Source organism: Streptomyces sp. NPDC050549 (genome assembly GCF_040655035.1).
In the GTDB taxonomy this organism is placed as follows: domain Bacteria; phylum Actinomycetota; class Actinomycetes; order Streptomycetales; family Streptomycetaceae; genus Streptomyces.
Map to the genome: position 1 here is coordinate 142,399 of NZ_JBFAJD010000020.1, position 15,021 is coordinate 157,419.

Here is a 15,021-nt window from a genome sequence, read left to right on the forward strand (position 1 = left end):
GACTGTCCCCCATGAGTCGGTATGCCTGCTGGACCGACCTGCGAAGATAGCACGGCAACTCACGGTTAACCAGGGGCCTTTGAGGTTCAGGACCACTGGGTCCGGTGGGATTCCCGGTGGGGAGGCGCGATCGTGCCTCCCCACCGGGAATGGACGCCTACAGCCGAGGATCCACCGGCTCCGACTCCAGTGCCAGCACCCCGAACACCGCCTCATGCACACGCCACAGCGGCTCCCCCTCCGCCAGCCGGTCAAGCGCCTCAAGACCGAGCGCGTACTCCCGGATCGCGAGCGACCGCTTGTGGTTGAGGAAGCGGCCGCGCAGCCGGGCGAGGTTGTCCGGCCGCGTGTACTCCGGGCCGTAGATGATCCGCAGGTACTCACGGCCACGGCACTTGATGCCCGGCTGGACCAGGCGGCCCGACTCTCCGCGTACCACCGCGCCCACCGGCTTGACGACCATGCCCTCGCCGCCCCGGCCGGTCATCTCCAGCCACCAGTCGACGCCCGCCTGGATCGACTCGGGGTCGCCGGTGTCGACGTACAGGCGGCGGGTGGTCTGCAGGAGACCCGTGCTGTCGTGCTCCACCAAGCGGTCCAGCAGGGCGAGTTGCTCGTCGTGCGGGAGTGCGGCGAGGCTGCGGCCCTGGACCGCGAGGATCTGGAACGGGGCCAGGCGGACACCGTCGAGGCCGTCGGTCGGCCAGCAGTAGCGGCGGTACGCGTCCGTGAACGCCGAGGCGTCGACGGCGCGTTCGCGCTGCCGGGACAACAGGTCGGCCACATCGACGCCGCGGTCCGCGGCGCCCTCCAGCGCGGCCACCACACCCGGGAACACCGCCCCGGCCGCCGCGCCGACCGCCGCGTACTGACCGCGCAGCAGCCCGGACGCCTTCAGCGACCACGGCATCAACTCCGCGTCCAGCAGCACCCAGTCGGTGTCGAGAGCCACCCAAAGGTCTGCCGCGTCCAGCGCCGCCCGCAGTCGGCCGAGGATCTCCTCCGTGACCTTACCGTCGTCGAAGAACGGGCGGCCGGTACGTGTGTACAGGGAGCCCGTCGGGCCGCCCTCCACGCCGAAGCGCTTGGCGGCCGTCTCCGCGTCCCGGCACACCAGTGCCACCGCCCGCGAACCCATGTGCTTCTCCTCGCACACGACCCGCGCGACCCCGTCCTCGGCGTACTGCGCGAACGCCTCCGCCGGGTGCTCCAGGTAGCCGTCGACACGCGAGGTCGCCGTCGGGGCCATCGTCGGCGGCAGGTACGGCAGCAGGCGCGGGTCGACCGCGAAGCGGCTCATGACCTCCAGGGCCGCCGCCGCGTTCTCCTCCCGGACCGACACCCGGCCGGCGTGCCTGGTCTCCACCACCCGTCGGCCGTGCACGTCCGCCAGGTCGAGCGGGCGGCCGTCGTGGCCGCCGGGTGCCTCCGAGCGCAGCGGGCGGGTCGGCTCGTACCAGACCTGCTCGGCCGGTACGTCGACCAGCTCCCGCTCCGGCCAGCGCAGCGCGGTGAGTTTGCCGCCGAAGACCGCGCCCGTGTCGAGGCAGATGGTGTTGTTGAGCCAGGTGGCCTCCGGGACCGGGGTGTGACCGTAGACAACCGCCGCGCGGCCCCGGTAGTCCTCCGCCCACGGGTAGCGCACCGGCAGGCCGAACTCGTCGGTCTCGCCGGTCGTGTCGCCGTAGAGCGCGTGCGAGCGGACCCGGCCGGAGGTGCGGCCGTGGTACTTCTCGGGCAGACCGGCGTGGCAGACGACCAGTCGGCCGCCGTCGAGGACGTAATGGCTGACGAGTCCGTCGATGAACTCCCTTACCTGGGAACGGAATTCATCGGTCTCCTCCGCCATCTGCTCGATCGTCTCGGCCAGGCCGTGGGTGTGCTGGACCTTGCGGCCCTTGAGGTGACGGCCGTACTTGTTCTCGTGGTTGCCCGGTACGCACAGCGCGTTGCCCGAGCCGACCATGGACATCACGCGGCGCAGCACGCCGGGCGAGTCGGGGCCGCGGTCGACGAGGTCGCCGACGAAGACAGCCGTGCGGCCCGCCGGGTGGACGCCGTCGTCGTAGCCCAACTTGCCGAGCAGGGTCTCCAGTTCGGCGGCGCAGCCGTGGATGTCGCCGATGATGTCGAAGGGGCCGGTGAGGTGGGTCAGGTCGTTGAAGCGTTTCTCGGTGACGACGGACGCGCTCTCGACGTCCTCCACTCCGCGCAGGATGTGCACCTTGCGGAAGCCCTCGCGCTCCAAACCCCTGAGGGAGCGCCGGAGTTCGCGGGTGTGGCGGGTGATGACGCGGCGCGGCATGTCGGCGCGGTCGGAGCGCGTGGCGTTGCGCTCGGCGCACACCTCTTCCGGTACGTCGAGCACGATGGCGATGGGCAGGACGTCGTACTGCCGTGCCAGGTCGATGAGTTGGCGTCGGCTGTCCTGCTGCACGCTGGTCGCGTCGACGACCGTGCGGCGGCCGGCCGCGAGGCGCTTGCCTGCGATGTAGTGCAGGACGTCGAAGGCGTCCCGGGTGGCGCTCTGGTCGTTCTCGTCGTCGGAGACCAGGCCCCGGCAGAAGTCCGAGGAGATGATCTCCGTCGGCTTGAAGTGGCGGTGCGCGAACGTGGACTTGCCGGAGCCCGAGGCGCCGATGAGCACCACGAGGGAGAGGTCGGTGACGGGCAGGACCCGTCCCTTGTGCTGTGTCTCGGTCATGCCGCCTTCGCCTCCTTCGTGGTCGTCTGCCGGAACACTGCCATCTGCGTGGGTGGACCCACTTCGGGGTCGTCGGGGCCGACCGGTACGAACTCCACCTCGTAGCCGTGCCGCCCGGACACCTTCGCCGCCCACTCCCCGAACTCCGCGCGCGTCCACTCGAAGCGGTGGTCGCCGTGCCGGACGTGTCCGGCCGGGAGGGTCTCCCAGCGGACGTTGTACTCGACGTTCGGGGTGGTGACGACGACCGTCCTGGGGCGGGCGGCGCCGAACACCGCGTACTCCAGCGCCGGCAGCCGGGGCAGGTCGAGGTGCTCGATGACCTCGCTGAGCACGGCGGCGTCGTACCCCTTGAGGCGGTTGTCGGTGTAGGCGAGCGAGCTCTGGAAGAGCTGGACGCGCGAGGACTGGCGCTCCCCCATGCGGTCGAGCTTGAGGCGGCGGCCCGCGATGGTGAGCGCGCGCATCGACACGTCGACGCCGACGATCTCCGTGAACCGGGTGTCCTTGAGCAGCGCCTGCACCAACTGGCCCTGCCCGCAGCCGAGATCGAGCACGCGGCCGGCGCCGGACGCCTTGAGCGCCTCGACGATCGCGTCCCGGCGCTGCACGGCGAGGGGCGTCGGTTTCTCCTCGGTCTCCGTCTCCGGCTCGACGGCGTTGTCGATCTCCTCGACCTCGCTGTCGTCGGCCTCGGCGAGCCGTACCAGTTCCAGTCGCTCCATGGCCTCCCGGGTGAGGGACCAACGGCGGGACAGATAGCGGCTGGTGATCAGCTTCTGCTCCGGGTGCGCGGGCAGCCAGCCCTCACCGGCGCGCAGCAGCTTGTCGACCTCGTCGGGGGCCACCCAGTAGTGCTTGGCGTCGTCGAGGACCGGGAGCAGGACGTACAGGTGACGCAGCGCCTCGGCGAGCGTCAGCGTCTCCGATTCCAGTACGAGGCTCACGTACCGCGAGTCGCCCCACTCGGGGAACTCGGCGTCCAGCGCGACCGGTTGGGCCGTGACCGTCCAGCCGAGGGGAGAGAAGAGCTTCCGTACAAGGTCGGTGCCGCCCCTGGCGGGCAGCGCGGGTACCTCGATGCGCAGCGGCAGCGGCCGGGCGGCGCGCTCGGGGCGGGCGTTGCACACGCCTCGCATGGCGCTGGAGAAGACCGCGCTGAGGGCGACGGCGAGGAGTGAAGAGGCCGCGTACGGACGGTCGTTGACGTACTGCGCGAGCGCCGCGTCGGGCGCGCCGCCGCGTCCCTTGCCCTTGCCGCGCCGGACCAGTGCCACCGCGTCGACCTCCAGCAACAGCGCCGCCGTGCAGCGCCCGGCATCCGCCTCGGGGTAGAGGACGTACGCCTGGCCGTAGGACGTGGAGAACGCCTGCGCCTTCTCGGGATGCTTGTGCAGCAGGAAACCGAGGTCGGTGGCGGGGAGTTCGGGGGTACCGGTGGTACTGATCGTCAGGAACATGCGGAGGACCTCTCCGACGGTGGACGAGTGCGGTGCCGTGCGTGCGAGAGCCCCCGGGGTCGGTGACACCGGGGGCTCGGCAGGACGACCGTTCCACCTTCGCACAGGGCGGGCGAGCTGCGCCTTCGGTTATTGCGCGGGGTTCCCGGCCAGCCGTTCCACCGTCGTGACCGTCTGGTCGAGGATCGTGTCGAAGAGGCGGGCGTGGGCGGCGGGGAGGTCGGCGAGGAGGGGGCGGAGGGGGTCCGTGGTGGGGTCGGGGGCGTCGTCGAGGAGGGCCGTCATCTCCTCGTCGGGTCTGCGGTAGCCCTCGTAGACGGCGTTGCCGAGCAGCGTCGAGGAGATGAGGGTCACGGCGAGGGCCAGGTCCTCGGCGGAGAGGCCGGCCGGGAGGAGGATCTCGCGCAGCCGGGTCAGGCCGGGGGTCCAGGCGGGGTGCCGGGTCGTCGTCATGTACGGCATGAGCTGGGGGTAGGGGCGGAGGTTGGCCTGTCCGGCGCGCATCCAGGCGCGGAGCCGGTCGGGCCAGGGGCCCTCGGGGATGGGGTCACGCCGCATGGCCTCCAGGACGTGGTCGGCGGCAGCCTGGAGGAGGGCGTCGCGGTCCGGGAAGTAGCGGTAGAGGGCCATGGGGGCGGCGCCGACGACGTCGGCGACCCGCTTGATGGTGAGGGAGACGGCCGGTTCGGCGAGCAGTACCTCGACCGCGCCCTCGACGATCCGCTCCCGTGACAGCCGGGGCGGGCGCCCCCTGCCCCGGCGGCCGGAACCCGTCGCCACCTGCGTCATCCGCCGCACCTCTCCGTCCGCGACAGCCGTGCCCGGACAGGGGAAGGCTACCGCTCCGGCACTTTCCGAGTCCGGCTCCAATTATTTTGCGTATGGCGTACGAAAAACATGCCAGACTCGTTTTGGTCGGCTCGCTGTCGTACGTATCAGCCGGAGGCTTCGCCATGTCCGCGTCCGCTGTCCCCACCCCGTCCGTCGAGGGGTCCGGATCCTCGCGCTCCGGCGCCGTCGTCTGGGTCCTGGCCCTCGGTGGGATCACCGTCTCGCTGATGCAGACGCTGATCATCCCGATCGTGCCCGAGCTGCCGAAGCTGCTGAACTCCTCACCGTCCGACGCCACTTGGGCGATCACCGCGACCCTGCTGGCCGGCGCCGTCGCCAACCCGGTCGTGGGGCGGCTCGGGGACATGTACGGCAAGCGGCGGATGCTGCTGCTCAACCTCGTTCTGCTGATAGCCGGTTCGGTGATCGGCGCGCTCAGCGACTCGCTCGCGCCGATGATCGTCGGACGGGCGCTCCAGGGCTTCTCGATGGCGGTGATCCCGCTCGGCATCAGCATCATGCGCGACGAACTCCCGCCCGAGCGGCTGGGATCGGCGACCGCGCTGATGAGCGCGTCGCTCGGGGTGGGCGGTGCGCTGGGGCTGCCGACGGCCGCGTTCATCGCCGAGAAGGCGGACTGGCATGTGCTGTTCTGGACGGCGGCTGCGCTGGGGGCCGTAGTGACCGCACTCGTCGTGGCGCTCGTACCGGAGTCGGCGGTGCGCAGCGGAGGCCGGTTCGACGTCGTGGGCGGCATCGGGATGTCGATCGGTCTGGTGTGTCTGCTGCTCGCCGTCTCCAAGGGGGCGGACTGGGGTTGGGGCAGCGGGACGACGACCGGACTGTTCGTCGTGGCCGTCGGCGTACTGCTGGTGTGGGGCTGGTGGGAGTTGCGCACCGACCGGGCCCTGGTCGATCTGCGCACCAGCGCGCGGCGCCAGGTGCTGCTGACCAACCTCGCGTCCGTGGTGTTCGGCTTCGCCATGTTCGCCATGTCGCTGGCCGTGCCGCAGCTGCTCCAACTGCCCACGCTCACCGGCTACGGCCTCGGCCAGAGCGTGCTCGCAGCGGGTCTCACGCTCGGCCCCTCCGGCCTGGTGATGATGGCCACGGCGCCGCTCTCCGCCCGGATCTCGGCGGCGGCCGGGCCCAGGGTCACCCTCATGCTGGGCGCGCTCGTCGTGGCCGCCGGTTACGGCCTCGGCGTCGTCATGCTGTCCGCGGTCTGGCAGGTCGTCGTGGTGTGCTGCGTCATCTCCGCCGGGATCGGTTTCGCCTACGGCGCGATGCCCGCGCTCATCATGGGGGCCGTGCCGTTGTCCGAGACGGCCGCCGCCAACAGCCTCAACAGCCTGATGCGCTCCATCGGTACGTCCGCCTCCAGCGCCGTCGCCGGAGTCGTACTGGCGCACATGACGACGACGTTCGGCTCACTGGCGGTCCCCTCCCACAGCGGTTTCCGCGTGATCATGGCCATCGGTTCGGCGGCGGCCCTGACGGCCCTGGCACTGGCCGCGTTCCTCCCGGGCCGGCGGCCGGCCGTCGGCGCGGGGGTACCGGCGGCGGCCGCCGCCGAGGCGGGGGCGAGGTAGGGGCGGGGCGAGGTAGGGGTTCCGAAAAAGTGTGTCACTTTGCCCTGAAACTGACACACTTTTTCGGAGGGGGTCCGGCTCCCCCACCCTCGCGGTGCTACGACAGCTGCGACTTCACCTGGGACGAGATCAGCTCCAGGTGGTCCAGGTCGTCGAGGTCGAGGACCTGGAGGTAGATGCGCCGGGAGCCGGTCGCGCCGTAGCGGCCGATCTTGTCGACGACCTCGGACGGGGAGCCCGCCAGGCCGTTGGCCTTGAGGTCGTCGACCTCGCGGCCGATCGCGGCGGCGCGGCGGGCGACCTCCTGGTCGTCCTTGCCGACGCAGACGACCAGGGCGTTGGAGTAGACGAGGTCGTCGGCCTTGCGGCCGGCCGCCTCGGCGGCGGCGCGGACCCGGCCGAACTGCCGCTCGCTGTCCTCGATCGAGGCGAACGGGATGTTGAACTCGTCGGCGTACCGGGCGGCCAGCTTCGGGGTACGGCTCGCGCCGTGGCCGCCGATCAGCACAGGGATCCTGGACTGCGCGGGCTTGGGCAGCGCGGGCGAGTCGGTCAGGTCGTAGTAACTGCCGTGGAAGTCGAAGGTGTCGCCGGGCCTGGTCTCCCAGAGGCCGGTGACGATCGCGAGCTGCTCCTCCAGGCGGGCGAACTTCTCTTTGGGGAACGGGATGCCGTACGCCTTGTGCTCCTGCTCGAACCAGCCCGCGCCCAGGCCGAGTTCGACCCGGCCGCCCGACATCTGGTCGACCTGCGCGACCTGGATGGCGAGGACGCCGGGGAGGCGGAAGGTGCCGGCCGTCATCAGGGTGCCGAGGCGTATGCGCTTCGTCTCACGGGCGAGTCCGGCCAGGGTGAGCCAGGCGTCGGTGGGGCCGGGGAGGCCGTCGCCCGAGCCCATGCTCAGGAAGTGGTCGGAGCGGAAAAAGGCGTCGAAGCCGAGGTCCTCGGTGGCCTTGGCCACGGCGAGCAAGGTGTCGTAGGTGGCCCCCTGCTGGGGCTCGGTGAAGATGCGAAGATCCATGCCTCCATCCTGCACGCCGGGGTGCCGGTCAACCCCACCGGTCCCTCCGGCCCCACTCCTGCCCGGTCGGGTGAAATTGCGTCAACCGCGCGCACGGGGACTGCCCGTGCCAGTGACCCGCCCCGGTGATGATCGTTGGCTCGGGCGGAACCGGACCGCCCGGATTCCCGCACCGGCAAGGCGACGTCGGGGCGTCACCCGCATCGGCCTCCGCTCTCGGAGGCCACGGGCCGAGGAGGCCGTCATGTCCGAAGAAGCCGTGCCGCAGCAGGGCGGGCCTGCGCAACCGAAGGGGTTGTTGCAGCAGATGGAGGAGCTGATGGCGTCACTGAACGCGGACCTGTCCGCCCTCGACGCGGATCTGCAGTCGGCCGGAAGCACGGGGTCGGTGTCCGCCGAGGAGGGCGGCGCGACCGCCTGACGCTTCTGCGGCGCCGGAGGCGGACGTCTTGGTCACCCCGCCTCCCGCTCCGGTATCTCCGCCCGCTCCCGGTCCGCCAGTCTTCGCAGCATCTCCAGGACCCGGTCCCGCGACTCGTCGGCCGCGTCGATCGCCTCCATGCACTGCCAGTACGTGCCCTCGTCGTCCGCCGCGCAGGCGATACCGACCAGGGCGATGCCGACCTCGCCGAGCAGTCCGCCGAGACAGAGAAGAGCGAGGCGGGCATCGCCCAGCTCGGTGAGCTGCGCCGCCCGTAAGTCCTCTACGGCCAGCACCGGAGTGTCGAGAACGCCGCAGCCCCGGCCCGCCAGCTCGGTCAACCCCAGTGCCTCGCCGCGCAGTTCGGGCGGCCCGAAGACCGCGAGGCGGCTGCCGATCGCCTGCGCGAGGGCCTGCGCCTGCCACACCTCCGTCATGGTCTGCGGCACGTCCCCGCTTCCGGCCAGGGCACGCCTGCTCGTCACGATGAGCCGCATCGCGTCCATGCACTGCCCCCGTCATATCCCGACATGCTGTTCGCACGTCCGCCCGAACTCCCTAGTCCACTACCCAGAGTGAGAGTCCCTGAGACGAAAAGCCAGAGGAAGGCGGAAATCTGTGGACAACAAATCGGTTGCGGACAGATGAATGACTCCGGAGAGTGAAAATGGACGCGCTCGCTCCTCCAACTTGTCCGTTACGGCCGGGGGAACCTGTCCTCGTTCCGGTCGATCTTCGACTCCAGCGCGGCGAGCGGGTCGATGCCGAGCACCTCGCACAGCTGCAGCAAGTAGGCGAGCACATCGGCGACTTCGTCCCGCACCCGGTGTGCGCTGTCCGGGTCGTCCATGACCCGCGCGGACTCCTCGGGGGTCAACCACTGGAAGATCTCGACCAGTTCGGAGGCCTCCACGCTGAGCGCGGCGACGAGGTTCTTGGGGGTGTGGTAGGGCTGCCAGTTCCGTGCGGCGGCGAACTCGGCCAGTCTGCGCTGCAGTTTCGCCACGTCGAGATGTTCTGTCACGGCTCCAGGTGTACCACCGTGACTCCCTCGGCCCGGTCGGCCCAGGACGCGTCGCTCACCGCGCCGACCAGCCGGATGTGCCCGCGCTCGCACATCCGGGCGGCGAGCCGCAGCAGTTCGGCCCGTTGCCGTACGTCCAGGCCTCGGTCGAGTCCGTCGGCGAGGACGGTGAGGGTCTGCATCGCGGCCGGGACCTCGCCGGGCGGGTCCACCTCCAGGACGCCGGGGCCGGTGAGGAGCACCAACGCGAGTGCGGCGTAACGGAGTTCACCGTCACCGAGCCGTCCGAAGCCGGTGCGCCCGCGGTCGCCCCGGTCGAGTACGGCCGTGACCAGGCCGTCGCGCAGCGGTTCCGCGAGCACGTCCGCGACGGTTCCGGCGCATCCGGTGCGCAGCGCCGCGACGAGTTGCCCGTGCCGTCGCCCGCACTCGCTCCGGGTGCGCCACAGCACGTCTGCGAGGTTGGCGCAGTCCCGCAGCAGCCGTCCGTCGCCGATCGGCACGGGTGCGCGCATCCGGTCGGGCACCGGGTCGCAGGCGAAGACGGAGCGCAGGGCGACCACCATCTGTTCGGCGGCGGCGAGGACCTGTCGCTGTCCGTCCGTCTTGCCGGCGACCCGCAACGGCAGCAGGGCGGTGCCGAGCCGGTCGTCGGGCAGCGGGGCGCGGGTGACCGGTGACGAACCCGCCGTGTGCCAGGCGGCCTGTACCGAGCGGCGGGCGGGGTCGCGCAGGGCGGTCTCCAGGAGGACCAGGCCGCCGGACGTCAACCGCTCGCCCACGATGCGCAGTTCGGGCTCGGCCTGGACGGCGACGTCGAGCCGTACCGGGCCCTCGGGTCCGTCCGCCGTACAGCCGATGCGGAAGCCGCGCCGGCGCTGGGCGTCGGGGCGGGCCCGGTCCGGGACGCAGGCGACCGGGTCCGGGAAGACCTCCCCCACCTCGCCTCCGCCGCCGAGCCGCGCGAGTGCCTCGTAGGCCCGCAGCGCGCTCGTCTTGCCGCAGCCGCTGGGCCCGGCGAAGAGGGTGAGCGGCCCGAGCGGGAACCCGGCGCCTCGATGCGTGGCGAACGCCGACAGCCTCAGCTCGGTGAGGTGTGGCCGGTCGGGGTGGGACTCAGGGCCCTCCGACGACGGCCGGGGTGCGGCGGCCTGCGGCGGCACGCGGGGCTCGCACGGCGGAGCGGACTGCGGGGACTGCGGGGACACGGCCATATCCGGACCGTAGGCCTCCGCCGTCTGGCGAACCGTTCCGTCCCGGCGACCTTCCTACGATCGGGGGACCGGCCCACGCCGCTCCCGTCACCGGGCGGACTCACACGCCCGGAACTCCCGCCCCCTCCATCAGCCCCCGCACTTCCGTTCCCGGCGGTGTGAGCAGGAACACGTTCCGGTCGACGCGGGTCATTCCGCTCGACAGGCCGAAGACGACGCCCGTGCTGAAGTCCAGGACCCGCTTGGCGACGTCGCTCTCCGCGCCGGTCAGGTCGAGGAGCACCGGTATGCCCGCCATCAGGGTCTCCGCGACCTCGCGGGCGTCCCCGAACACATTCACACGGAGGACGACGAAGCGGCGGCGCGGCTCGGTCTCGGCCTCGGGTACGGCCCGGTGGCTCACGGCGGACGGCCAGGCGTCCCGGCCTCGCAGCGGCACTACCTGCGCGAGCCCCTCCCACTGTTCGTCGGTGACATCGTGGCTGTTCACCGGCATGCTCCGTCCTGGGTCGCGCTGGCAGTCTGCATCCGGCAATTGTTGCGCACTGTCACCCGTTCGGCCCAACAGCGACACACTCCGCGACAAGATCGGGCACATCTCACAGTGGCCTCCGGCCGGTTGTGCAGCGGGCGTAACCCCTCATGATCGAGCCGTGTGACATCGGCGTAACGGGCAATTCGTAGCGTCTACGGCATGACGACGAGCCTCCGGACACAGCAGGTACGAACGGTCTGCTCGTACTGCGGTGTGGGCTGCGGCATGCTGCTCGACGTCGGGGCGGGTCCCGACGGCAGGCGTACGGTCCTCAGGGCGTCCGGCGACAAGGCGCACCCGGCGAACGCGGGGCGGCTGTGCACCAAGGGCACGACCACGGCCGAGATGCTCGCCGCGCCGGGCCGGCTGACCAGCGCGCTGGTCCGGGACGACCGGGGCGCGGAGCCGTTGCCGGCGCCCGTCGCGGACGCCGTCGCCGAGACCGCGCGCCGGCTGCGGAGGATCGTCGACGAGCACGGGCCGGACGCGGTCGCCTTCTATGTCTCCGGGCAAATGAGCCTGGAGGCGCAGTACTTGGCGAACAAGCTGGCCAAGGGGTTCGTGCGGACGAACCAGATCGAGTCCAATTCCCGGCTGTGCATGGCGAGTGCGGGTGCCGGCTACAAGTCGTCGCTGGGCGCGGACGGGCCGCCGGGTTCGTACGAGGACTTCGAGCGGGCGGACGTGTTCCTGGTCATCGGCTCGAACATGGCCGACTGCCATCCGATCCTCTTCCTGCGGATGATGGAACGGGTCAAGGCGGGCGCCAAGTTGATCGTCGTCGACCCGCGCCGCAGCGCCACGGCGGCGAAGGCGGACCTCTTCCTGCAGATCGCGCCGGGCACCGATCTCGCCCTGCTCAACTGCCTGTTGCGCCTGCTGCACGAGAACGGGCACACCGACCAGGAGTTCATCGCCGCGCACACCGAGGGCTGGGAGTCGCTGCCCGAGTTCCTCGCGGACTACGCGCCTGACGCCGTCGCCGCCCTCACCGGCCTCGCCGAGGACGACATCCGTACGGCGGCCCGGCTGATCGGCGAGGCGGGCGAGTGGATGAGCTGCTGGACGATGGGGCTCAACCAGTCCACGCACGGCACCTGGAACACCAACGCCCTGGTCAACCTGCATCTCGCGACGGGCGCCATCTGCCGCCCCGGCAGCGGGCCGTTCTCCCTCACCGGCCAGCCGAACGCGATGGGCGGCCGTGAAATGGGCTACATGGGACCGGGGTTGCCGGGCCAGCGGTCCGTACTGGTCGACGCGGAACGGGAGTTCACCGAGGAGGTGTGGGGTCTGCCCCCCGACACCATCCGCGCGGACGGCGTCGGCCGCGGCACCGTCGAGATGTTCCAGAAGATGGCCGACGGCGACATCAAGGCCTGCTGGATCATCTGCACCAACCCGGTGGCCTCCGTCGCCAACCGACGCACCGTCATCGAGGGCCTGGAAGCAGCCGAGTTCGTCGTCACCCAGGACGTCTTCACCGACACCGAGACCAACGCCTACGCCGACGTCGTCCTCCCCGGCGCACTGTGGACCGAGTCCGAGGGCGTCCTCGTCAACAGCGAGCGGACCCTCACCCTCGCCCGCCCCGTCGTCGACCCGCCCGGCGAGGCGACGTCCGACTGGCGGCTCATCGCGGCCGTGGCGTGCGCGATGGGGTACGAGAAGGGCTTCTCCTACGACAGCGCCGAGCAGATCTTCGAGGAGATACGGCGGTTCTGGAACCCGGTGACGGGGTGGGACCTGCGCGGGGTGACCTACGAGCGGCTGCGGTCCGCGCCGGTGCAGTGGCCGGCGGCCGAGGAGGACGGACCGGACCGCAATCCCATCCGGTACGTGGGAGGCGGCGAGCTGCGGTTCCCGACTGCCAGTGGGCGGGCCGTCTTTCACGCCCGGCCGCACATGCCGGCCGCCGAACTGCCCGACGACGACTACCCGTTCGTGCTCAATACCGGGCGCCTGCAGCACCAGTGGCACACGCTGACGAAGACGGGGAAGGTCGCCAAGCTCAACAAGCTGAACCCCGGGCCCTTCGTCGAGCTGCATCCGCAGGACGCGCGGGAGTTGGGGATCGCGGAGGGCGACTCGGTGGAGGTCGCGTCGCGGCGGGGGCGGGCGGTGCTGCCGGCCGTGGTGACCGACCGGGTGCGGTCCGGGGGCTGTTTCGCGCCGTTCCACTGGAACGACCTCTTCGGCGAGTACCTGAGCGTCAACGCGGTGACGAGCGACGCGGTCGATCCGGTGTCGTTCCAGCCGGAGTTCAAGGCGTGCGCGGTGTCGCTGGCGAAGGTGGCCAGCGCGCCACCGGCACAGCCGGAGGTGATCCTGCCGACCTCCGTGACCCCTTCCGCTGTCACGACGGGCGCGAATCCCTTCGGGCTCGACCCCGCCCCGCCGCCCGTCCTCACCGCGCAGGAACGCGTCTATCTGACCGGTTTCCTCGCGGGCATCGAGTCCGGCGCCCCGGGTGTGCCGACGCTGCCGCCGGATGCGCCCTTCAGCGCCGAACACGCCTTGTGGGTCAACGGTGTTCTCGCCGGGATGTATTCGCGGTCGACGGCCGCTCCCGTACAACAGCCGCAAGCAGGGCGGCAGATCGTCGTGCTGTGGGCCTCGCAGACCGGCAACGCCGAGGAGTTGGCGGCGGCCACCGCCGAGCGTCTTGGCTCGGCCGGGCACCGGGCGAGTCTGCTCGGCATGGACCAGGCCGACGTCGGCACACTTCCGGCCGACGCCGATCTCCTCTTCATCACCAGCACGTTCGGCGACGGAGACGCCCCCGACAACGGCTCCGGCTTCTGGGACGCGCTCGCCGGCGAGCAGGCGCCCCGGCTGGACGGAGTGCGGTTCGCGGTACTGGCCCTGGGCGACTCGTCGTACGACGACTTCTGCGGGCACGGGCGCCGACTGGACGCGCGGCTCGACGAGTTGGGCGGGGTGCGGCTGGCCCCGCGCACGGACTGCGAGCCGGACTTCGAGCCGTCGGCGGACGCGTGGCTGGGCCAGGTGCTCAATGCGCTGGGCACCGATACCGACACCCCGGAATCGCGGCCCCGTACCCCGAAACACACCCTCACCGCCGCCCGTCTCGTGGGCAACCGGATGCTCAGCCGCGCCGGCGCGGGCAAGGAGGTCCGCCGGTTCACCTTCGACACCAGCGGCACCGATCTGACGTACGAGACCGGTGACGCCCTCGGCGTGCGGCCGGTCAACTCCCCCTCCCTGGTGGACGAATGGCTCGCCGCCACCGGCACCGATGCCGAGGCGGTCGTAGAACTGGAAGGCATCGGAGAGCTCCCTTTCGCCGAAGCGCTCCACCGTCAGCTGGACATCACCCGCATCACCCCCGACCTGCTCCGCTTCGTGGCCGAACGGGCCCGGGACGACCGGGAGTTGCGCAGGCTGCTGCGGCCCGACAACAAGGACCGGCTCGCGCAGTGGAGTTGGGGGCGGCAGGCGGTGGACGTGCTCGCCGAGTACCCGGTGAAGGCGGGTGCGGAGGACTGGGCCGGGGTGCTCAAGAAGCTGCAGCCGCGCCTGTACTCGATCAGCTCCAGCCCGCTCGTCGACCCGCACAGCGTCTCGCTGACGGTGTCGGTGGTGCGCTACGAGAATCTCGACGGCCGCCCGCGCGGCGGGGTCTGCTCGCCGTTCCTGGCCGATGCCGAGGCAGGCACGGAGGTGCCGGTGTTCGTGCAGCGGTCACCGCACTTCAGGCCGCCCACCGACGCGGGGACGCCGATGGTGATGGTGGGGCCGGGCACGGGTGTCGCGCCGTTCGTCGGGTTCCTCCAGGAGCGGCGCGCGCTCGGGCACGCGGCGCCGAACTGGCTGTTCTTCGGCGAGCAGCACCGCGCGACGGACTTCTACTACGAGGAGGAACTCACGGAGTTGCTCGGCGAGGGCACGCTCGCCCGGCTCGACACGGCCTTCTCCCGGGACCAGCGGGCGAAGGTGTACGTGCAGGACCGGATGCGCGAGCACGGGCCGGAGTTGTGGCACTGGCTGCAGGAGGGCGCCCACTTCTATGTGTGCGGCGACGCCTCTCGGATGGCGAAGGACGTGGACCGGGCGCTGCGTGACATCGCGGTCGCGCACGGCGGTCTCGACGAGGCCGAGGCGGCCTCGTACGTGAAGCAACTGGCGGCGGCGAAACGGTATGTGCGCGATGTTTACTGAATGAACCGATGGCTTCGGTCAGTTGAACAATGACGTT

Annotated in this window: 11 protein-coding genes; 3 read left to right on the forward strand and 8 right to left on the reverse strand. The window is 71.1% G+C overall.

The genetic code is table 11. From position 1 onward, the window contains the following. Nucleotides 1–157 precede the first annotated feature (157 nt). From AB0I51_RS27560 to AB0I51_RS27570, 3 genes are all read right to left on the reverse strand, one after another. A complete protein-coding gene (locus tag AB0I51_RS27560; RefSeq protein ID WP_362979538.1) occupies nt 158–2,704 on the reverse strand; it encodes a polynucleotide kinase-phosphatase in 2,547 nt (848 codons plus the stop codon). Then, a complete protein-coding gene (locus AB0I51_RS27565) occupies nt 2,701–4,164 on the reverse strand; it encodes a 3' terminal RNA ribose 2'-O-methyltransferase Hen1 (RefSeq protein ID WP_362979540.1) in 1,464 nt (487 codons plus the stop codon). Before AB0I51_RS27565 ends, AB0I51_RS27560 begins: the two co-directional genes overlap by 4 nt. A 129-nt stretch (nt 4,165–4,293) precedes the next feature. Beyond that, on the reverse strand, nt 4,294–4,953 hold the full coding sequence (locus tag AB0I51_RS27570) for a TetR/AcrR family transcriptional regulator (RefSeq protein WP_362979542.1): 660 nt from the start codon (nt 4,951–4,953) through the stop codon (nt 4,294–4,296). A gap of 164 nt (nt 4,954–5,117) precedes the next feature. Here AB0I51_RS27570 and AB0I51_RS27575 point away from each other — a divergent pair, with 164 nt between their 5' ends. Further along, a complete protein-coding gene (locus AB0I51_RS27575; RefSeq protein ID WP_362979544.1) occupies nt 5,118–6,587 on the forward strand; it encodes an MFS transporter in 1,470 nt (489 codons plus the stop codon). A gap of 97 nt (nt 6,588–6,684) precedes the next feature. Here AB0I51_RS27575 and AB0I51_RS27580 read toward each other — a convergent pair whose 3' ends face one another. Next, a complete protein-coding gene (locus AB0I51_RS27580) occupies nt 6,685–7,608 on the reverse strand; it encodes an LLM class F420-dependent oxidoreductase (RefSeq protein WP_362979546.1) in 924 nt (307 codons plus the stop codon). A 244-nt stretch (nt 7,609–7,852) separates the two neighbouring features. On the opposite strand from AB0I51_RS27580, the gene AB0I51_RS27585 reads away from it, so the two are divergent. Then, the gene (locus AB0I51_RS27585) at nt 7,853–8,029 is read left to right on the forward strand and encodes a hypothetical protein (protein ID WP_200713655.1); all 177 of its coding nucleotides are present in this window, start codon (nt 7,853–7,855) and stop codon (nt 8,027–8,029) included. A 32-nt stretch (nt 8,030–8,061) separates the two neighbouring features. Here the strand turns inward: AB0I51_RS27585 and AB0I51_RS27590 are convergent, their stop codons facing one another. The 4 genes from AB0I51_RS27590 to AB0I51_RS27605 all read right to left on the reverse strand — a co-directional run bounded on the left by AB0I51_RS27590 (nt 8,062) and on the right by AB0I51_RS27605 (nt 10,763). Further along, nucleotides 8,062–8,535, reverse strand: coding sequence for a DUF6099 family protein (locus tag AB0I51_RS27590; protein WP_362979549.1), 474 nt, complete (start codon nt 8,533–8,535; stop codon nt 8,062–8,064). Between the two features lie 191 nt (nt 8,536–8,726). Beyond that, nucleotides 8,727–9,053 (reverse strand): nucleotide pyrophosphohydrolase, encoded by a 327-nt coding sequence (locus AB0I51_RS27595; protein ID WP_362979551.1) that lies wholly within the window; start codon nt 9,051–9,053, stop codon nt 8,727–8,729. Continuing rightward, nucleotides 9,050–10,267: an ATP-binding protein gene (locus tag AB0I51_RS27600; protein ID WP_362979553.1), complete on the reverse strand. Its 1,218-nt coding sequence runs from the start codon at nt 10,265–10,267 to the stop codon at nt 9,050–9,052. Before AB0I51_RS27600 ends, AB0I51_RS27595 begins: the two co-directional genes overlap by 4 nt. Before the next feature lie 100 nt (nt 10,268–10,367). Beyond that, nucleotides 10,368–10,763 (reverse strand): cell division protein SepF, encoded by a 396-nt coding sequence (locus AB0I51_RS27605; RefSeq protein ID WP_362979555.1) that lies wholly within the window; start codon nt 10,761–10,763, stop codon nt 10,368–10,370. A gap of 198 nt (nt 10,764–10,961) precedes the next feature. Between AB0I51_RS27605 and AB0I51_RS27610 the strand changes: the two genes are divergently transcribed. Next, complete coding sequence (locus AB0I51_RS27610; RefSeq protein WP_362979557.1) at nt 10,962–14,984, forward strand: bifunctional nitrate reductase/sulfite reductase flavoprotein subunit alpha; 4,023 nt, start codon at nt 10,962–10,964, stop codon at nt 14,982–14,984. The last annotated feature ends 37 nt before the right edge of the window (nt 14,985–15,021 follow it).